Below are 18887 nucleotides of genomic sequence, written 5' to 3'. Positions count from 1 at the left end.
AAACCATTGCCGTGCGCCGCTTTGTGGATAGGCGCGTTCCGCGCATATCCGACTGGACGGCGCCCGGCAATCGGTCGTTCGCCGGTGGCTATCGGCTGTTCACCGTTCGGCCACGGTGAGTTATCTTTTGGCCATTGTTTGGCTACCGTTGGCTACCGCTTACTGTTGGGCTTCGACGGCGGTCAACGCCACGGTGTTGATGATGTCCTGAACCGTCGCGCCACGGGACAGGTCGTTCACCGGCTTGTTCAGGCCCTGCAGCACCGGTCCGATGGCAATCGCGCCGGAGGAACGCTGCACCGCCTTGTAGGCGATGTTGCCCGCGCACAGGTCGGGGAACACGAAGACGTTCACATGCCCGGCCACATCATTGCCCTTGGCCTTGGTCGCGGCGACCGTCGGCGACCAGGCGGCGTCGAACTGCACGGATCCGACAACCTGCAGGTCCGGTGCCTTGCTGCAGACCAGCGCGGTCGCTTCCTCGACCAGATCGACGTCCGGGCCTTTGCCGGAACCGAGCGTGGAGTACGACAGCATGCCGACCTTGGGCTCGATGCCGAACGCCGCCGCGGTTTCGGCGGACTGGATGGCGATGTCGGCCAGCTGTTCGGCGTTCGGATTGAGGTTGATGGCGCAATCGGCGAACACGGCGACGTGATCCTTGAAACACATGAGGAACGAGCCGGATACCAGCGATGCGCCGGGCTTGGTCTTAATGACCTGCAGCGCGGGGCGCACGGTGTTGGCGGTGGAGTTGACCGATCCGGATACCAAGCCGTCCGCCTTGCCGAGCACCACCAGCATGGTACCGAAATAGCTGGCGTCGGTGAGCTGCTTGCGGGCCTGTTCCTCGGTCATGCCCTTCTTGGCACGCAGCTCGCAGAGCTTGGCGACCATCGGCGTGAGCGCTTCCTCATCATCCATGGACTGGAAGGATGCCTTGCCGAGCGATTTCAGACCGAGTTCCTCGCCGCGTGCGAGAATCGCATCCTTGTCTCCCACGATGATCAGATCCACGATGTCACGTTCGAGCAGGTAGTCGGCGGCCTTGATGATGCGGTCTTCCGCGCCTTCGGGCAGCACGATGGTCTTCTTGTCGGCCTTGGCCTTGCCGAGCAGACCGTACTGGAATGCGTACGGGGTGACGGGGGCAGCGAACGGCGTATCGAGTGCGGCGAGCAGCTCGTCGGTGGGTACGTTCGCGCTGAAGGCTTCGACGGCCTTCTGCACGGCGCCTTCCTCCGCGAAGTCGACCTTGGGCAGCACCCAAGCGGGCAGATCGTATTCGGAGGCGAAGAATTCGTTCAACGCGGGGATCTGATCCTCGTCAGCGCCGGTGATGAATACGCCGAGCACGGTGCTGCCGCGCTGTTCGACGGATGCGGTGCAGGCTCGAATCGTCGCCAGCACCTGTTCGGGGGTGCGGTCGATAGTACAGACCGCGAGGAGCACGGGGCTTTTCAGATCGGCCGCGACATCGGCGTTGAAGCCGAATATTTCCGGATCATTGATGGCGCTGCGATCGGTACCGACGATCACCATGGCTTCCGGATCGATGACGGCGACGGTGGTCTCATATGCGGCGACGATGTCGGCGCGCGCGCCTTCCTTGTCGTTACGGGCGCGTTTGGGGCACACTCCCCTGGCCTGTTCGATGGTTTCTTCCGCGCTGGCGGCATCCAGCAGTACGGAGGTGAAGGTTTCCTTCCTGCATGCGGCCGGACGGAACACACCGGTTCTTTTGACGGACGCCAATGCCCTGACCACGCCAAGCGCCGCGACGTTGCGGCCGTTTGCTGCTTCCGGGCTGATGATGGTGACGGTAGTAAGACTCACGTTGTCTCCTAGGTACGTTGGTTCGGCGTCGCGTTGCCACGCCGCTGTAATCGTAACCAATTGTAATGCCGTTCAAGTAGACACCCTGTCATCCCCCGTAACTTCCGCATTTCCGAGGTGGGTCGTTCGCATGAACGCGCATGTGAACGCGGCAACGAAAAGGGCCTGAGGACGAATCCTCAGGCCCTTTCCTACTCGACACCGGTCATGCGACCGGAATCAAAGCAATCGCTAGGCTGCTAGGCTCACTCGTTATCGCCAGCGGTGGCGGCGGTAGCGGAGACGGCACCCTGCTTGTTGGTGTTCACGCCGGAGTAGACCCAGTCGGTGTAATCCGGGTGATCGTAGCCGTTGTCGACCGCGAACTGGAAGGCTTCGGTACGGAAGGCCTCGAGCTCGTTGATCTTGTCGGCGTACTTGTCGGCATCGATCATGCGCAGAGCTTCAGCAACGAGCTCGTAGCGATCGATGTTGTTGACGCGCACCATGTCGTACGGGGTGGTGGTGGAGCCCTGCTCCTCGTAGCCGTGGACGTTGAAGTTGTCGTGGTTCGGGCGATCGTAGATCAGACCACGCACGTCGCGAGCGTAGGAGTGGTAAGCGAACAGGACCGGCTTGTCCTCGGTGAACAGCTCAGCGAACTCCTCATCGGAGAGGGCCTCGTCGTTCTCCTTGGCGGACTGCAGCTTGACCAGATCCACAACGTTGACGACCTTGAACTTGATGCCCATGGCGTCCAGCTTGTCGGCAGCGGCCATGATTTCCTGAGTCGGAACATCACCGGTGGCGGCGAGCACGATCTGAGCCTCGTCGTTGGTCTTCGCGGTGGAAGCCCACTCCCACTCAGCAGCACCCTTCTCGAGCTCGGCGCGAGCTTCGTCCAGGGTCAGCCAGGTGGCAGCCGGCTGCTTGCCGGCGATGATGGCGTTGATCTTGTTGGTGGACTTGTAGCACTTCTCGGCGACGGCCAGCAGCATGTTGGAATCCACCGGGAAGTAGATGCCGATCACGTGGTCGTTGTTGAAGCACTTGTTCAGCAGGACGGAGGTGACACCCGGGTCCTGGTGGGAGAAGCCGTTGTGATCCTGACGCCACACGTGGGAGGACACAAGCAGGTTCATGGAGGAGATCGGCTTACGCCACGGGATCTCGCGGACGGTAGCTTCCAGCCACTTGGCGTGCTGGTTCAGCATGGAGTCGATCACGTGGACGAAGGACTCGTAGGAGCTCCAGATGCCGTGACGACCGGTCAGCAGGTAGCCCTCGAGGAAGCCTTCCATCTGGTGCTCGGACAGCTGCTCGGTGACCTGGCCGGTGACAGCCATGTGCTCATCGACCTGATCGGACAGGTAGCCGGCATCCCACTGCTTGTTGGTCACTTCGTAAGCGGCCTGCAGACGGTTGGAAGCGGTCTCGTCCGGTCCGAAGATGCGGAAGTCGTCCGGGTTGTTCTTGATGATGTCGCGGGTGTAGACGCCCAGGCGGCGGGTAGCTTCCAGCTGGCCCCAGCCGTGGCCGTACTCCTTGACTTCCTTGACTTCGTAGTCTTCCAGCTTCGGGAGCTTCAGATCCTTGCGGATCACACCACCGTTGGCGTTCGGGTTGGCGCCGATGCGCAGCTCGCCCTTCGGCATGAAGGCGGTGACGTCAGCCTTCACAGCACCGTTCTCGTCGAACAGCTCTTCCGGCTTGTAGGACTCGAGCCAGTTCTTGAGGACCTCGAAGTGGGCCTCGGTGTCGCGGGCGGAAGCCAGCGGCACCTGGTGGGAACGCCAGGAGCCTTCGGTCTTCTTGCCGTCGATGAACTTCGGGCAGGTCCAGCCCTTCGGGGTGCGGAAGATGATCATCGGGTAGAACGGACGATGCATGTCGTCGGTCTGAGCGGTGGCCTTGATCTCGCAGATCTCGTCGAAGATGGACTCGAAGAGCTCGGCGAAACGACGGTGGATGGACATGTGGTCCTCATCGTCGAAGCCAGCAACGAACTCGTAGGGCTCGTAACCCATGCCGTGGAAGAACTCGTGCAGCTCTTCGTCGGAGATGCGGGACAGGATGGTCGGGTTGGCGATCTTGTAGCCGTTGAGGTGCAGGATCGGCAGCACGATACCGTCGGTGCGCGGGTTGATGAGCTTGTTGGACTGCCAGCCGGTAGCCAGCGGGCCGGTCTCAGCTTCGCCGTCGCCGACGATGGCCGGGACGAAGAGGGACGGGTTGTTCATCACAGCGCCGTAAGCGTGGGACAGAGCGTAACCCAGCTCGCCACCCTCGTGGATGGAGCCCGGGGTTTCCGGAGCGTAGTGGGACGGGATGCCGCCCGGGTAGGAGAACTGGCGGAAGAACTTCTGCAGGCCAGCCTCATCCTTGGTGATCTTCGGGAAGGTCTCGGTGTAGGTGCCGTCCAGGTAGGACTGAGCGGTACCAGCCGGGCCGCCGTGGCCCGGTCCCATGATGATTACGGTGTTCTGCTGGTGATCAGCGATGAAGCGGTTGATGTGGCCGATGAGGAAGTTCAGGCCCGGGGTGGTGCCCCAGTGGCCCACGAGACGGTGCTTGACGTCCTCGCGGGTGAACGGCGCCTTCATCAGCGGGTTGCTGCGAAGGTAGATCTGGCCGATGGACAGGTAGTTAGCGGTACGCCAGTACTTGTCAACGCCTTCAAGGGCTTCCTCAGAAACGGGAGCGTCGAGCTTCTTCCAAGGGGTGCCAATAACAGGATTCGTCATGTATACTCCTGTAACTCCTGCACATGTTGTGCGATTGATTATTACATTCGGTCGTGCGCTTCCTTCAGGCCTTGCAGCCCTTGGGAAACTCACGCCCAATCGGTTTCATGGTACGAGCACTGTTTGACTTTTGGACAGTTTTTTGCGTGTGTGTTCGTAAAAGTTAAGAAAATGACATTTTTTGTTTCGTTTTACTGTGCGATTTGTGAAGCGAGCCAATCGAGGATTATTTCCTAAAAATGGCTAAATTCCAACGTTTTTAGAGAATCCAACAAAAACGGCACGTTCGTTTCGAACGTTTTCATAATCGGCGTGTTGCCTTGGATATGGGAGGAAATGTTGCCTTTTGGCAGAATACGTTTGCATTGCCCTCCCCGCACACCATCCAGCCACGTAGCGGAAACAAAACCGGGCAATCGACCCGTCCAACACACCCCACGAAGGCAGAATATCCTTCCACAGACCATTCGCCCACTATCCCCGCCGCTATCTCGCCTAATATATGGCAGATTTCGCTGATTGAATCCCACCAAGTGGCTTATATATGGCACGCATCCCTTGAAACCGCGGGTAAGGATGTTGAAATCCCAGCGATCATACCCGCAATATCTGCGAAAGAGTGCCATACATAAGCCACCTAGTATATTCAACTCCCCCGAATCTGCCATCCATAAGCAAAGTGGTGTCCTCTTCGTCGTCCACCCCCGGCTTCCGCGCAGCTTCACCGCCCCACACGTCGCACAACCGCAAATGTCTGCGAACGCGGCCATAATCAGAGGTACTGTTTTCCCGCATGCTGCACGCATACCTAATATATGTGCGTCCGCACCGGACCATGCCGTGCGCATCTCGCCATATATGAGTCATATATGAGGTATCGGCGACGTGAGGAAGACCTATCCGCGACCCAAGAATCAAGGGAGACAACCAATGGCAAAAGGCCCTGTGCTCGTAGTTGATTTCGGAGCCCAGTACGCACAGCTCATCGCCCGCCGCGTACGCGAGGCAAACGTCTATTCGGAGCTGGTACCGCATTCCATGCCGGCCGACGAGATGCTCGCCAAGGACCCGAAGGCCATCATCCTTTCCGGTGGCCCGGCTTCCGTGTTCGAACCCGACGCCCCCACCATCGATCCGAAGGTGTTCGATGCCGGCGTTCCGGTGCTTGGTATCTGCTACGGCTTCCAGGTGATGGCGCATGAGCTCGGCGGTGACGTCGACAAGGCAGCTCTGGGCGAGTACGGCAAGACCGATACCGTGATCGACCACGTCGAAGGCCTGCTCGACGGCTCCCCCGCCGAGCAGAACACGTGGATGAGCCATGGCGTCGCCGTGAAGAAGGCACCGGAAGGCTTCGAAGTGCTCGCGCACACCGAAGGCGCTCCCGTGGCCGCCATGCAGGATCCCTCCCGCAAGCTGTACGGCGTGCAGTGGCACCCTGAGGTCAAGCACACCCCGATGGGTCAGAAGCTCATCGAAACCTTCCTGCACGAGTGCGCCGGCCTTGATTCCGACTGGGACGCTTCGAGCATCATCGACGATCAGGTCGCGAAGATCCGCGAGCAGGTCGGCGACGCGCAGGTGATTTGCGGCCTGTCCGGCGGCGTCGATTCCGCCGTGGCCGCCGCTCTGGTGCACAAGGCGATCGGCGATCAGCTGACCTGCGTGTTCGTGGACCACGGCCTGCTGCGCAAGGGCGAAGTCGAGCAGGTGAAGCACGACTTCGTCAAGGCGACCGGCATCAAGCTGATCGCCGTGGATGCCGCCGATGACTTCCTCACCGCGCTCAAGGGCGTGAGCGAGCCGGAGCGCAAGCGCAAGATCATCGGCGAGAAGTTCATCCGCACGTTCGAGAAGGCCCAACGTCAGGTGATCGAAGAGGCCGGCGCGCAGGGCAAGGAAGTCAAGTTCCTCGTGCAGGGCACCCTCTACCCGGATGTGGTGGAGTCCGGCGGTGGCGACGGCGCCGCGAACATCAAGTCGCACCACAATGTCGGCGGTCTGCCGAAGGACATCAAGTTCCAGCTGATCGAGCCGCTGCGCACCCTGTTCAAGGATGAGGTCCGCGCGATCGGCACCGAGCTTGGTCTGCCGGACGAAATCGTGTGGCGTCAGCCGTTCCCGGGCCCGGGTCTGGGCATCCGTATCATCGGCGAAATCACCAAGGAACGTCTGGATGTGCTGCGCGAGGCCGACGCCATCGCCCGCGAAGAGCTGTCGAAGGCCGGTCTGGACCGTGATATCTGGCAGTGCCCGGTGGTGCTGCTGGCCGACGTGCACTCCGTCGGCGTGCAGGGCGACGAGCGCACCTACGGTTCCCCGATTGTGCTGCGCCCCGTCTCCTCCGAGGACGCGATGACCGCCGACTGGTCCCGCGTGCCGTACGACGTGCTGGCCACGATCTCCACGCGCATCACCAACGAATGCCGCCAGATCAACCGCGTGGTGCTCGACTGCACCTCCAAGCCGCCGGCAACCATCGAGTGGGAGTGATTCAGCGTTTTTTCTGAGTTCCAGCATGTACTCACCCTGATTGGCATCGAGTAGCTCCGTTTGGACAAAATGCGCCGAAACCATAGGGAGTATTCGAGCCCCGAAGCGCCTGCTTCGGGGCTTTTCCATGGCTAAAACAAGCGATTTACCTGCAGTTTTTCATCAGGGAATACTCCCCATGCACGCCTTCTCCATGAACCGGTGCTAAAAGGTGACAAGAGGTGCTAATCCGTACCAAACGGTGAGAATGGCCCACTGGGAAAATACTCCCCAAATAAGCCGCACGACGTTTTTGCACGCAGTTGGAACTCACTTTGGAACTCACCCATGTCGAAAAGAAGGGAAAACAACGTTTCCGCAGGTAGTTAATGGGGAGTATTTTGGATGATTGAAGGCTTCTATTGGAACTCGGGAGGGCAAAACGCCAGGGATTTCCCGCACGACCGGGCTGACATAATACTCCCAAAAGGTGCAAAAACACGGGCTGCAAGCCGCTTCTTCTCGACTATGCGGTAAAGGAGGCCTTCCAAGCCGCGTACTCATCCGGGGTCACGGAGCCATCTTCCAGGCTGTCGCGCATGTGCTTCCAGGCCACGAGGGATTGGTGCATGACGGGGGCCTGCTCGGCGCTAGGGTCAATTCCAAGCCCCATCGAGGTCCCGTCGCCTTGAGGCACCAGCCCGAGCGTTTCTTCCATCCTGAATAGAACCTCGAGGGCCTCCCGGGCGCTCTCAACACGGATGTCCATAAGCGCTTCAGGAGCGACGCCGATCGACTCCGCCATGGCGGCAAGCTGTTCCTCACTGGGAGTACGAAGCCCGAGCTCGTAATTGCGGACCGCGGACTCAGTGAGCCCGATGGATGCCGCAAGTTCTTTCTGAGTAAGACCAGCGGACTTCCGCAGCGCCCTTATGCGATCCCCTACGCCCATGCCTTCCCTTCCCGAATCAGTGGCATCAGGAGCCATCAAACAACACGGCAAATCATACAACAGCACGAAATCGTGCGCAATGCATTGACAGCACACAAACGTGCTGTTATGGTTCGTAATGAAACAGCACGATATCGTGCGGTATCAGAGACAAGGAGAATGCATATGCACGAGTACAGACTCATCGGAGCGGAGGAAGTCGCCAGCAAGCTTGGCGTGTCCAAGGGTACTGCGTACCGCATCATCAGAGATCTCAACGCTGACATGGAGGCCGAGGGCAAGAAGACCATTCCGGGTAAGGTGGACGAGGGCAAGTTCATGCTGACCTACTTCGCGGACCTCCCAGATAGGGGCGCGGGCGATGAGCGTTAGGCGTGAGGAAAACGGTACTTGGACTGCGCAGGTCTGGTACAGGGACACCCGCAACCACAGGCGCCACACCATAAAGCGCGGCTTCAGGAGCGAGGCGGAAGCATGCGAGTGGGAGGCTTCGTTTTCGAAGGCCGACTCCGAGAACATGAGCATGACGTTCTCGCAATTCATGGATCTGTACGCCGAGGACATGAAGCCGCGCCTGCGCGAGACCACATGGAACACCAAGCAGCACATGATTGACAAGAAGATCATGCCCTTCTTCGGCGACATGAGCATGGACGAGATTACGACCATCGACGTCATACGCTGGCAGAACGAAATCATGTCCGAGAAGGGCCCAACGGGTAAGGGGTATTCGGAGACGTATCTCCGCTCTGTCAACAATCAGCTCAACGCCATATTCAACCACGCCGTAAGGTTCTACGGGCTTCCCAAGAGCCCCTGCGCGCGCGTAGAGAAGATGGGGTCCAAACAAGGTGACGAGATGAAGTTCTGGACCAAAGAGGAGTATCTCAAGTTCGCAGAGGCCATCATGGACAAGCCCGATTCGTTCACGGCGTTCGAGGTGCTCTACTGGTGCGGACTTCGCCTCGGAGAGATGCTGGCCCTTACGCCGTCGGACATCAACCTGGAGCGCTCAACGATTTCGGTGACGAAGTCCTATCAGCGCATTCACGGAAGAGACGCCATCACCGACCCGAAAACCAAGAAGTCGGTCAGGTTGGTCACGATGCCGAAGTTCCTCGCAGAGGAGCTTGCGGAGTATATGGCTTCGCTCGAAATCGGAGAACACGATCGGCTCTTCCCGTTCACCAAGATCCGCATGCACCACGAGATGGACCGAGGTTGCAAGGCCTCAGGAGTCAAGAGAATCCGCATCCATGACCTGCGGCACAGCCACGTGTCGCTGCTCATCGACATGGGGTTCTCCGCGGTAGCGATTGCGGACCGCGTCGGCCACGAGAGCGCCAACATCACATATCGATATGCGCACATGTTCCCCAACAAGCAGCGCGACATGGCAAATGCGCTCGATGCCAGAAGGAGGTCTGTCTGATGCCCTGCCCGAACGACCATCGCAAAAGGTTAATAACCATCGGATTCCGTGTGACGCCCGAGCAGAGCGCACGGATCAACGACCTCGTGGCGGCGAGCGGGATGACCAAACAGGACTACATCGTGAAGCGCCTTCAATGCGAGGAAATCGTCGTCACGCCGAGCAGCCGCGTCTACAAAGCCCTGCGCGACAGGATGGGCCTCGTCTACCGACGAGCTCTCACGCATCGTCGACGGAGGCTGCCCCGACGAGCGCGTCATTGCGCTTGCCGAGCTGCTATCGAAGGAGTTCGTCGGCTTCCGGACCAGCGAAGCGAGCCCTGTTCCCGCCGCCGAGGAGATGCTTCTCGACATGGCTCGCAGGTGACGAAAGGAGGATGCCGATGAAGCTGCTCAAAGCGCTGCTCAGGTTTGCCAGATGGCTCTTCAGGTCCGTATTCGCGTTCATGTGACGGCAACTAGGGGTATACCCGTCACAGCCGTCATAGTCGTCACATCCCAGTTGAGCCCTCTTTCCGCGAGACGGTGAACCCGCTTCCCACTGCCCTCCGAAGCCAGGCCCGTCCCTTGCAGGCCATGCGCTCCCCGAGCTTCGCCGAGAACCGCTCACGCGCGCAAGGGCGCGGAAAACTTTCCGTGGAGACAACCAAGCCGGATGCACGGAAACTCAGGGCCCTCCGGGTTTCCGCTTTCCTCCCTTGCGCCCTCCGCGAACCCCGGCGGCGTCGGAGCCACAGGGCCCGCAAGGGGCGGGTCCAAGGCTTAAGGAGGTCAATCATGGGAAACAGGGCCGTCATCACCACGCCGGAGCGCAAGATGGGTCTCTACCTGCACTGGAACGGAGGACGCGACACCGTTGAGCCGCTGCTACGCTACTGCGAGCTCAAGGGCTACCGGGACCCCGCCAAGGACGACTACGGCTGGGCGCGCATGTGCCAGGTCATGGGCAACTTCTTCGGAGGCACCAACTCCGTCGGCATCATGCCCTACAGCGACGACGAGCGCATGGACCCCGGCGACAACGGCATCTACGTCGTGGATGGCTGGAAGATCGTCGACCGCATCGGACTCTACGACGGGTTCGTCGAGCAGCAGGAGTACGACTTCGATCAGATGCTTCGCGACTTCGACCGCTCGATGCCCGTAGAGGAGCGCCTCGGAGAGTTCCTGGACTCCGTCGAGGTTCCGGTGAGCGAGCTTCGGATTGGCGACGAGGTCTGGATGTTCTCGCACTACGACGACTGGAAGGCGTATCCGGTCGTGGGCTTCGGCCAGCCCGAGTTCAACCGCATCTCGGTGTGGGTCGAGGGCGAAGACGGCAAGACCGAGGTCACCTACCCGGACCTGCCCTACGTCGCCTGGATGGACCACGGTGGGGACTTCTCCTGGAACTCCAACAACTACGTCCATGGACCGATGGCGAGGATAAAGCCGCGCGGATAGCCGCATCCGCATAACAGCCGCTCAGGCCGGCGTCCCGAACTGGGGCGCCGGTCTTTTCTTTCTCATGTCACGCATCCGTGCGCGAATGGTCACGTTCGAGTCACGACATGCTCGCACGATTACGTTCGAAAGGGGGTGATCACATGGAAACGAATCTGTACGACCGCGCCTACGACGCCCAGTGCATCGTGAAGGGTGTTCAGGACATCATCGTGGCCGGCGTATTCGACCTCGGCGACAGCCCCAACGCGGGCTTCGTCATCTTGAAGGCGCTCGATTTCGCGGACGAGTCGCTCCAAGAGGTGCTCTCGATCGCAGAGGGCAAACCCGACGGGCTTCGGAGCGAATCCATTTCGAGCGCCGAGGGCTCTGCGGGCGCGGTGCAGTAGCTCCGGTCAAGCCTTGGGGCGAGAACCCCAGCAACGCGATTGCAGCGTGGTGAGGAGGCGCGTTCTCCGAAAATGACATTCCCGCGGCGCCGCAGCCTCGGAAAGCGCAGCCTCATATGGCAGGAGGCCACAGCGCTTCGATGACCATGCGGACCTGATGCCTTTCGGAAAACCCCGGCGGCACTGGCCTCAGCAGAAAGCCAGTCGCGACAGTCGGGCGACGGAACATGAAGCCCGCATCGAACCACCGTGCTCGAAATCTCGCCATGATTGCACGCCCCGGACGACCTGCAGCACCCTCTGAGCCTCCAGAAGCCCTCCTGAGGGCCGCTTTCCCGCCCTGCGCTCTCCTTGGACGCTCACGTTCGCACCGAACCCCTCACGGCCGCAAGGGCCGCGAAAACTTTTTCCGGGGAATCCCAAGAAGGCGCCAGAAAAACTCGAGCCCTCCGGGTTTCGCTTCCTCCCTTGCAGCCTCCGGGAACCGGAGCGGACGAGGCGCCACAAGGTTCGCCACAGGGGCGGGCCGCAACACCAAAGGAGGTCAATCATGGAGGCAACGATTCAGAGGGCGAAGCAGGGCGTCAGGCGCTACCTGGAGCTCAAGGGCTACGAGATCCTCGAGGACGGCTGGTGCCACGGCAGGGACTCCGTCGACTTCATCGCCACCGACGAGGACGATGCGCTGGTCTTCATCGACTGCGAGGTCAGCGAGAACGCCGGCGAGGGCATCCCGGAGGAGGCTCCGGACCGCAAGGCCTTCGAGCGCATCGCCGCGGCTTACCTGGCCGAGGCTGACCTGAGCAACACCGAGGTCCGATACGACATCGTGGGCGTGCTCATCCTCGGAGAGAACCGAGCGCTCATCCGCCACCACATCAACGCGATCACGCCGCTGGGGTAGGACCTCGCCCCAAGGCTTGACGGCCCGGGGCCTGGCGGCCACGGGCAGCCCCTCGGCGCAAGGTATACCAAGATGCTAGCGCCGAGGGGCTTAGCATTTCGCCAAGTAGCTTTCTCTATGAGTTAGATTTGACGCAAAATTTCGATGCAGCCATCGATGTCGGATGCTCCCTCTAGAATAATCATAGTCGGCATGCCTGGCCCTATGCCCTGTACAGCACGCTTGTCTACGCAAATCCCATTCGGGTCGTTCAGCTCGTCGACGGTCTTGCGTACGCCGAGCACCAGGTGCCCGCTCTTCCTAGCCTGGATGCTGAGCGTCTGCTTCCTCTTGCCAACTCTGTAGCCAACATAGTACTTCTTCACGTATTCGGTCCACGAGGGGAACTCCTCGGCGATGCGGGCGCGAAGCGTCTCGAAGAGATCGTGTGCGGGACCCCCGTTCGCGAGCCAGGTGTGGTGCTCCTCGATAGTCCACTCCGTTCCATCTTTGCGCTTGGAGGGCGTGTACTTAGCCAGAGTTGCCTCATCCAGCTGCGGCCTCGGCCAAATCTTCAGAGCATCTGCCATGAGCTTGTCCGCCCGGCGTTCAATCGCCTCGACATTCCAAACGGGTTCGGAAGCGAATGCGCTGTTCAGGTAGAGCGGACTGCAGAGCAGGCCATCATCCTCTTTATGAAGCTTCTCCTCGTAGGGCTTGTTCGAGTACTCCTGATTGTATCCGGTGAGGGTCAGGTTTCCGAGCGAGTTGCAGTAGCGTTCGTGGAGCTGCTCCCAGTTGTCACCGAGCGCCTCCTGCCATTCGGGCACGCTGTCGATGGTCTGTGGAAGAACGTGTTCGACTTGATACGAGTAGCCCGAGATAGGCTCCTTCGGATGATGCCAGTTCTCGATTCTCTCGAGGTAGTAGACGCACTTGTCGCGAAAGCGGTTGTAGCAGTCGCGCGCCTTGAACTGCTCCTCGAAATACTCGTCCGTCGGGAAATATGCAGTCTTGTTCTCGTCTTGGAGTAGCAGGTTCGCCGTGATGTACTCCACGATGTCCTGCGATTCCAGCTGCTTCGCGAGGTTCGAGAAGTAGTGGTTGAGGCCAGTCGTGAGCCTTCCGCAGACGGAGCGCCTGAACAGGAACGATTCGAGCATTCTGATGAGCCCGATGTACTCGTCCTTTGTCAGGTTGTCGGCTTCGTACTGGGCGTAGAGCTCCATCAGCAGCAGGCGCGCAGCGTTGATGCCCAGCCTGTTGAAGCTTCGGAACGCGGCTGCCAGCTCGGGGTCCTTCTCGCGATCGAGGAAGATCTTCGTGTAGTGGTCGGCGCCATCCTTGAGGTCGACGAGCACCTCCTCGACCTTGAGCTGCGGGTTGCCACCAATGTAAAGCTTGAACTCGTCGTACACCTCGTCGAACTTCGGCTGTCTGTTGGGAATCTTGAGCCAAAGCCAGTTCCAGAAGAACTCGTTGATGACGCGCTCGTTGCCCATGCCAAACATCTGCTCCATGGGATGCCAGTAGGATTCGTACAGTCGCGTCTGCTCCTTGCTGGGAAGCGACATAAGCATGAAGTTGCGGATAAGGTCTATTGCGGTGAGCGGCTTTCCCTTGGAGTTCATCGACTCGAAGATGAGCTGCGCGTTATCACCTTCGCCGAGTTTCGTGTCGACGATGAGCAGCATCTTGAGTCCGACCCACAGCTGCTGGGCGTCGAAGCCCTTCTCGTGCATCTTGTCCTTGAAATACTGGTAGTTGTCCACGATGAGCTGAGAAGGCTGCTCAGGTTGCGCCACGTCACCTACGATGCTGAAAAGCGTCGTCTGGTCGTCCTGCGAGAGAACAAGCTTGTAGCGGGCATCGCCCTTTTGTTCGTCGTTGAACAGGTACATGCGGCGGATGCCGCCGATGGTCGTCTCTAGGAAATCGGCGCGCGACTCGTCTTCCTTCAGGTATTCGATGAATGCGGAGAGCAGTAGCGTGAGTGTCGTCATGCGCTGCTGGCCATCAATGAGGAGGTACCTGTTCACGCCGGTCAGGGTGCCTCCGGCCTCAGGGGCGTAGAGCATGGAGCCGATGAAATGCGTGTGCCCGAACTTGCCAGCGCGCATGATGTCGACCCAGAGCGTTTCGCAGTCCTTGGTCGTCCATGAGTAAAGGCGCTGGTATACGGGGATGACGAACTGGGCGTTTGCCGTACCCAGGAATGGGAGGAATTGTGCATCGTTTGCGTTCATCTGTCTTGCTCCATATCGTTCATTTGGCTTACGCCGCCCTGGCGTAGAAGTACTCGTATATCTCGGCCCGATATGCGGCTATCGACTCGTCCGGGTAACTCGCGGGCAGTAGGCGGTAGAGCTCGTTGCGTATGATGGTGTCCACCTCGGCCCTTGTCTCGGGCTTCTCGGTCCACCTCGTCATCTGCGCAAGCCGCTCCTGTATCTTGTCCACAAGCTCACGAGCCAGCTCCTTCACCTGCGCGATCTCATCCTTGGTGAGGGACTCCTTGTACAACATGTCGAACACGGCCAGCTGCCGCTCGTTGGTGAAGCCCTCGCGCACGAAGCGCTGCCATGGTTTGTCCTTTCGCTTGTTATTAGTCTACCTCTGCGTTGGTGAAGCCCTCGCGCACGAAGCGCTGCTCCTCCTCGGACAGGTCCTCCGAGAGCTTCATCAGCTTCTCGAAGGTCGCCTCGATGCTCGCTCAGTCCTGCTCCTGGTTGTACTCGTTGATGATCTTCTGGTAGCGCTCGTAGAAGTCGGCGCGGCGCGGGTTCTCTTTCAGGGCCTTCACCAGCCGATCCTCGATCACGTCGCGCAGCTCCCCGACGAGCAGGTTCTTCTGCTTGGCCTTCTCGAACTCACGGTGCAGCAGGTCGAAGTCGATGCGCGATATGTCAAACCGGCCCTCGCCCTTGTCATCGGCGACGCGAACGTCGATGTACTCGTCGATGATTTGCTGCAGCCTCACCATGATGTCGGTCGTGTCGGCGGTGTCGCGCCGCTTGGTCAGCAGCTTGTAGATGGCGTCTATGGCGTCGCGCCTCGCCCAGGCGCCGCCGTCCACGTCGCCCTTCTCCACGAACTTGAAGTACTTGAACAGCTCGCGGGCCATGATGCCGTAGCGCTTGCGCGTCTCGTCGCTGACGCTCACCGCGTCGGCCCCGTCCTTAACGAGCGCCAGCCGCTCGAACTCGCCGGCTGCCATGAGCGTCTTGAGGGAGAACCCGCAGTCGTTCAAGAATGTCTCGATGGCCACGAGCAGCTCGTATATGCGCGCAATGAGCTCGTCCTTGTCGAGCACCGGGTCGTCACCGCGGCCCTCGCCGGGGTCGCGCGTGTAGTCAGCGAGCGCCTGACGCAGGGCCTTCACCACGCCGATGTAGTCGACGATGAGGCCGTTGCTCTTGCCCTCCGCGACGCGGTTCGCGCGGGCTATGGCCTGCATCAGCGTGTGGGCCTTCATGGGCTTGTCGAAGTACATGGCGGCGAGCGGCTTCACGTCAAAGCCGGTGAGCCACATCGCGCACACGAATACCACGCGGAAGGGGTTGTCCGCGTCGCGGAACTCCTTGTCCAGCTCCCGCGTCGCCATCTTCTTGCGGTGCGGCGCGATGTCGATGCCCCACTTGGCGAAGGTGGCGATCTCGTTCTGCTCCTCGCTCACGACCAGGCACATCTCGGTCTCGCGCATCCAGTCGATCTTGCGCTGGCGCTCCTGCGCCTCCTGCTGGGTGTCGTGCTTGAGGGCGGCCTCCTGCGCGGCGATCTCCTCGGCCCAGTACTTCTGCACCAACCCGTGCATGCGGGCGGCCGTCACCTTGTCCACGCTGATGAACATCGCCTTGCCGCACTCCCAGATGCCCGAGTAGTGCCTCACGAAGTCCCGCGCAATCTTGTCCAGGCGCTTTTCTGAGGTTATCACGTGGTACTCGCGGGCAAGGTCGCGCTCCAGCTTCTCGCGCTGGTTCTCGTCGACGTCGGCGGCCTCCACGGCCTCGGCCAGCTCGTCGTTGATCTCGGGGTTGTCGATCTCCAGGAGGTCGCTTCGGTTCTCGTAGAACAGCGGCACCGTGGCGCCGTCCTCCACGGCGGTCGCGAAGTCGTAGACCGACACGTAGCCGCCGAAGGTGCGTTCGGTTATGTTGTCGTAGCTGAACAGCGGCGTCCCCGTGAAGCCCAGGCGCGACGCGGTGGGCAGCATGCGCACCATGTTCTGGGCGAGCGTGCCGTTGTTGGTTCGGTGCGCCTCGTCAGAGAGGATTACGATGTCGTGGTCCGGCACGATCGGCTCCGCGTGGGGGTCGTTGAACTTGTGGATGAGCGTGAAGACGAAGCTGGGGTTGCCCTCCAGGCGCGTGTGGAGGTTCTTGCCGCTCGTGGCGATGTACTGCTTGGCGTCGGTGCCGCCCAGAAGGCCGCACCCGGCGAACGTGCCGGCTATCTGCTTATTCAGCTCCTCGCGGTCCGTCACCACGACGAACGTGGGCGACCCCTCGAAGGCTCGGCGCACCTTCTGCGCGAAGAAAACCATCGAATAGCTCTTGCCCGAGCCCTGTGTGTGCCAAAACACGCCAAGCTTGCCGTTTCGAAGCTCGCGCTGACGATACGACTCGATCGCCTGGTTCACGCCGAGGTACTGGTGGTTGCGGGCAAGAATCTTGGCCGTCTTGGACCCGGAGTGGTCGAACAGGATGAAGTTCTCGAACAGGTCCATGAACGTCCGCTTGTTGCACATGCCCAAGAGCATCGTGTCCAGGTCGATCGCGCCCGGCTCGCCCTCGGCGAGGCGCTTCCACTCGTGGAAGAACTCGTACTTGCTGCCGAGCGTCCCGACCCTGGCCTCGAGCCCGTTCGAGAGCATAACGAACGCGTTGAAGTGGAAGAGCTGCGGGACGGTGTCCTGGTAGTCGGAGTAGTTGTCCTCATATGCGCGGCGCACGTCCTTGTCGTGACGCTTGAACTCGACGAAAAGCAGCGGTATGCCGTTGACGAAGCCCATCAGGTCGGGCCGCTTGTGGTAGACGCCGTCGGCGCTGTGCACCCACATCTCCTCGACGGCGGTGAAGCGGTTGTACTCCGGATGCTCGAAGTCGAAGACCTGCGCCTTCTCGGTGTAGGTGCTGCCGTCTTCGCGAGTCAGCTCCACAGGGATACCGTCGCGCAACATCCCGTACTTCTTCTCGTTGGTCTGCAAGGGCGAGTCGGTAGCGAGCGTCGCCAGAAGGGTATCGGCGGCCTCCTCGCACTGCTCCGAATCAAGCCAATCGTTCAACTCGGCGAGTGCATCGAGCAACTGGGGGCGCAGCACGACCTCACGGTAGCTCGTGCGCCCAAGCGTGCCGTACTGCCCAAGCACTTCTTCGTTCCAGGCGTAGACAAGATCCCAGCCAAGCGAGCGCAACCGATTTCCTGCCGGCTTCTGGACAGCCTCTTCCTCTGAATAGCGACTAGCCATCCTGAACCACCTCCGTCGAAGTGTTTGCGGTGCGCCGATAGCTGGGGTCGTTCGGAACCGCTTCGTTTATCCTGCACGGAGTTTCTAATGCGAGCTCGTACAAGCACGTGAGCGCGAGATAATACAGCTCCTTGTCTGACAGCTCGGGGTTGATGCGAACATGCTCCGTTAGAACGTCCTCCATCTCGAACAGCTTCCTGCGGCCCCAACGAGCATCGCTTGGCCCGTGCGCTCCGTCAAGATAATGGAGCTTTTCGAGTTGGTATCCGTATCCCCTCAAGTCTGGATGTCCGCTATGGCAATGCCAGAGATTTTCGAATAGAGTCCAACCCGACGCATCGTCCTCTAATCCGCCGTTCTCGGGACCGACGCGAGACATGTTCCGCAGGGAGTTCAACTCGAGACCGAGGGCGAAAAGCCAGGCGTTCTTGTATCTGTCGACCGCTGCCTTGTTCTTCTCGTCTGTCGGCTCGAAGGAGAGCAGGTCATCAGCCATATCGAATATGTAGTCGTTCGCATTGCCAAAACGCTCAATTTCCTCTTGCTTCAACCTGTCTATATAATCACTTAGGCTCTCTTCCGCGCCCTGCGCCTCTATAGGCCTCTCTCGGAACCGCGCTATCGTATCATCCTGGAACCGCACCAGGCCGTCTTTGACCTTTTCAAGTAATCCGTATCTATACTCGACGTAGTTGAAAACCTGATCGATGTGGATGTTCACGCTGTCGCCCCATGAGCTCGCCTCGTTTACGAACGCATTGGCATGGAGATCGCAGTTTCCGAAGGCCGGTCTGGTAAGAGAGTCGGTCCATGTGATATACGGGCAGGTGACGAGCTTTGACCCTTGATATCTCGGATGTCTGCTCGTGTCGGTCGGATGAACGACGCAGAGGGATCGTATGAACTCGAAATAGTCCTTGTCCGTTCCTTTACCGTCCGAGCCGGGCTCTTCGAACACCTCGCTCCTTGCATTTTCCTCATCGAGACTGACTGCGAAAATGCTGGCGAGCATGTTCACGCTGTCAATCACGACCGCTGCGTTATTCATGAACTCCATGAAGTCGAACGCATTCCCGTGGGCCATATGCCCGAGCTCCATGTCGTTTAGGTAGCCGACGGTGTCACGTATTCGATGCACGCATGAGCAAATGCAGTCCCAAGCATTAAGCCCCCTGTAGCGTTTCTCGGAGAACACCTGCTGCGCGGAAATGTGCTCCTGCTCATCCAAAGCTTCGTCAAAGCTGTCAACAATACCAGGATCAAGGCTGATTTTGAAAACCCGTTCTTGCAT

The 18887-nt window shown here is 60.0% G+C and carries 14 protein-coding genes; 7 read left to right on the top strand and 7 right to left on the bottom strand.

Annotated features, from left to right (window positions below):
- Positions 1-159: 159 nt before the first annotated feature.
- Both pta and BUB29_RS04020 read right to left on the bottom strand, forming a co-directional pair.
- Complete coding sequence (pta, locus tag BUB29_RS04025) at positions 160-1836, bottom strand: phosphate acetyltransferase (protein ID WP_033521580.1); 1677 nt, start codon at positions 1834-1836, stop codon at positions 160-162.
- Between the two features lie 245 nt (positions 1837-2081).
- Positions 2082-4559 (bottom strand): phosphoketolase, encoded by a 2478-nt coding sequence (locus BUB29_RS04020; RefSeq protein WP_033521588.1) that lies wholly within the window; start codon positions 4557-4559, stop codon positions 2082-2084.
- A gap of 930 nt (positions 4560-5489) precedes the next feature.
- Here BUB29_RS04020 and guaA point away from each other — a divergent pair.
- On the top strand, positions 5490-7052 hold the full coding sequence (gene guaA, locus BUB29_RS04015) for a glutamine-hydrolyzing GMP synthase (protein ID WP_033521598.1): 1563 nt from the start codon (positions 5490-5492) through the stop codon (positions 7050-7052).
- Between the two features lie 505 nt (positions 7053-7557).
- On the opposite strand, the gene BUB29_RS04010 is transcribed toward guaA, so the two are convergent.
- Positions 7558-7983: a helix-turn-helix domain-containing protein gene (locus BUB29_RS04010; protein ID WP_033521608.1), complete on the bottom strand. Its 426-nt coding sequence runs from the start codon at positions 7981-7983 to the stop codon at positions 7558-7560.
- A gap of 165 nt (positions 7984-8148) precedes the next feature.
- Here BUB29_RS04010 and BUB29_RS04005 point away from each other — a divergent pair, with 165 nt between their 5' ends.
- The 6 genes from BUB29_RS04005 to BUB29_RS03980 all read left to right on the top strand — a co-directional run bounded on the left by BUB29_RS04005 (position 8149) and on the right by BUB29_RS03980 (position 12150).
- Entirely contained in the window at positions 8149-8355 is a 207-nt protein-coding gene (locus BUB29_RS04005; RefSeq protein WP_033521611.1) for a hypothetical protein, read from the top strand.
- Positions 8345-9415, top strand: a complete 1071-nt coding sequence (locus BUB29_RS04000; protein ID WP_033521613.1) for a site-specific integrase — start codon at positions 8345-8347, stop codon at positions 9413-9415. Before BUB29_RS04005 ends, BUB29_RS04000 begins: the two co-directional genes overlap by 11 nt.
- Positions 9415-9801, top strand: a complete 387-nt coding sequence (locus BUB29_RS10305) for a plasmid mobilization protein (RefSeq protein ID WP_407640903.1) — start codon at positions 9415-9417, stop codon at positions 9799-9801. Before BUB29_RS04000 ends, BUB29_RS10305 begins: the two co-directional genes overlap by 1 nt.
- Before the next feature lie 390 nt (positions 9802-10191).
- Complete coding sequence (locus tag BUB29_RS03990; RefSeq protein WP_033521615.1) at positions 10192-10857, top strand: hypothetical protein; 666 nt, start codon at positions 10192-10194, stop codon at positions 10855-10857.
- Positions 10858-11000: 143 nt separating this feature from the next.
- On the top strand, positions 11001-11246 hold the full coding sequence (locus BUB29_RS03985; RefSeq protein ID WP_033521617.1) for a hypothetical protein: 246 nt from the start codon (positions 11001-11003) through the stop codon (positions 11244-11246).
- 550 nt (positions 11247-11796) lie between these two features.
- Complete coding sequence (locus BUB29_RS03980) at positions 11797-12150, top strand: YraN family protein (RefSeq protein WP_033521619.1); 354 nt, start codon at positions 11797-11799, stop codon at positions 12148-12150.
- A gap of 122 nt (positions 12151-12272) precedes the next feature.
- Here the strand turns inward: BUB29_RS03980 and BUB29_RS03975 are convergent, their stop codons facing one another.
- The 4 genes from BUB29_RS03975 to BUB29_RS03965 all read right to left on the bottom strand — a co-directional run bounded on the left by BUB29_RS03975 (position 12273) and on the right by BUB29_RS03965 (position 18887).
- Positions 12273-14375, bottom strand: a complete 2103-nt coding sequence (locus BUB29_RS03975) for a DUF262 and DUF1524 domain-containing protein (RefSeq protein ID WP_033521622.1) — start codon at positions 14373-14375, stop codon at positions 12273-12275.
- Positions 14376-14403: 28 nt separating this feature from the next.
- Positions 14404-14700, bottom strand: a complete 297-nt coding sequence (locus BUB29_RS09925) for a hypothetical protein (RefSeq protein ID WP_200784145.1) — start codon at positions 14698-14700, stop codon at positions 14404-14406.
- 142 nt (positions 14701-14842) lie between these two features.
- Positions 14843-17596: a type I restriction endonuclease subunit R gene (locus BUB29_RS03970; RefSeq protein ID WP_200784144.1), complete on the bottom strand. Its 2754-nt coding sequence runs from the start codon at positions 17594-17596 to the stop codon at positions 14843-14845.
- Positions 17589-18887: a hypothetical protein gene (locus BUB29_RS03965; RefSeq protein WP_033521624.1), complete on the bottom strand. Its 1299-nt coding sequence runs from the start codon at positions 18885-18887 to the stop codon at positions 17589-17591. Before BUB29_RS03965 ends, BUB29_RS03970 begins: the two co-directional genes overlap by 8 nt.

Origin of the sequence: Bifidobacterium merycicum DSM 6492 (genome assembly GCF_900129045.1) — a bacterium.
Taxonomy (GTDB): Bacteria; Actinomycetota; Actinomycetes; order Actinomycetales; family Bifidobacteriaceae; genus Bifidobacterium; species Bifidobacterium merycicum.
The sequence above is the reverse complement of the archived record's forward strand: the minus strand, read 5'-3'. Positions and strand labels throughout refer to the sequence as shown.

Bases quoted from the DNA above. Each gene is read 5' to 3' on its own strand.
- BUB29_RS04020 (WP_033521588.1), bottom strand. From the start codon at position 4,559: ATGACGAATCCTGTTATTGGCACCCCTTGGAAGAAGCTCGACGCTCCC.
- guaA (WP_033521598.1), top strand. From the start codon at position 5,490: ATGGCAAAAGGCCCTGTGCTCGTAGTTGATTTCGGAGCCCAGTACGCA.
- BUB29_RS04010 (WP_033521608.1), bottom strand. From the start codon at position 7,983: ATGGGCGTAGGGGATCGCATAAGGGCGCTGCGGAAGTCCGCTGGTCTT.
- BUB29_RS04005 (WP_033521611.1), top strand. From the start codon at position 8,149: ATGCACGAGTACAGACTCATCGGAGCGGAGGAAGTCGCCAGCAAGCTT.
- BUB29_RS04000 (WP_033521613.1), top strand. From the start codon at position 8,345: ATGAGCGTTAGGCGTGAGGAAAACGGTACTTGGACTGCGCAGGTCTGG.
- BUB29_RS10305 (WP_407640903.1), top strand. From the start codon at position 9,415: ATGCCCTGCCCGAACGACCATCGCAAAAGGTTAATAACCATCGGATTC.
- BUB29_RS03990 (WP_033521615.1), top strand. From the start codon at position 10,192: ATGGGAAACAGGGCCGTCATCACCACGCCGGAGCGCAAGATGGGTCTC.
- BUB29_RS03985 (WP_033521617.1), top strand. From the start codon at position 11,001: ATGGAAACGAATCTGTACGACCGCGCCTACGACGCCCAGTGCATCGTG.
- BUB29_RS03980 (WP_033521619.1), top strand. From the start codon at position 11,797: ATGGAGGCAACGATTCAGAGGGCGAAGCAGGGCGTCAGGCGCTACCTG.
- BUB29_RS03975 (WP_033521622.1), bottom strand. From the start codon at position 14,375: ATGAACGCAAACGATGCACAATTCCTCCCATTCCTGGGTACGGCAAAC.
- BUB29_RS03970 (WP_200784144.1), bottom strand. From the start codon at position 17,596: ATGGCTAGTCGCTATTCAGAGGAAGAGGCTGTCCAGAAGCCGGCAGGA.
- BUB29_RS03965 (WP_033521624.1), bottom strand. From the start codon at position 18,887: ATGCAAGAACGGGTTTTCAAAATCAGCCTTGATCCTGGTATTGTTGAC.